The organism is Gilvimarinus sp. 1_MG-2023 (assembly GCF_030548285.1).
In genome coordinates this window covers 1-371 of the sequence record NZ_JAUOSC010000343.1, presented here as the reverse complement: position 1 = coordinate 371, position 371 = coordinate 1, and the positions used below count along the sequence as shown (strand labels likewise).

At 49.3% G+C, this 371-nt stretch carries 1 protein-coding gene; it reads right to left on the bottom strand.

All coding sequences use genetic code 11. The features are described from left to right. A partial coding sequence (locus tag Q4563_RS17110; protein ID WP_303605348.1) for a capsular polysaccharide export protein, LipB/KpsS family occupies window positions 1-371 on the bottom strand: 371 nt, incomplete at both ends.

The window sequence follows — 371 nt, the reverse complement described above, 5'->3', positions numbered from 1 at the left end:
TATTACCACCCTCTTCCATCGCCACAAAACCAGGTCGGATATACCCCTCTTCAAGCGACAACACCCGGATACCCAAACGCTCCGCCAACTGCCGGGCAATACGATAAGCCGGACGCTCGGACCCAAACAAGATAATGACATCAGGACGAGAAACGTGAAGGTATTTTCTTAACCAACGGCGCCATTCAATAAACCCGCCACTGAAATAAATGCGATTCTTACGGCAGGAATACAGCAAGTCCGCCGGATTAAAACAAATCCGGTTGACATCCATACCTTCAGACGTCAAATAACGCTGCAATCGCTTGAAAAATGGCCCAACAGGCCCTTGCAGTAGCAATACCTTGCCGTTATCGGAAGCCGCTTTACTG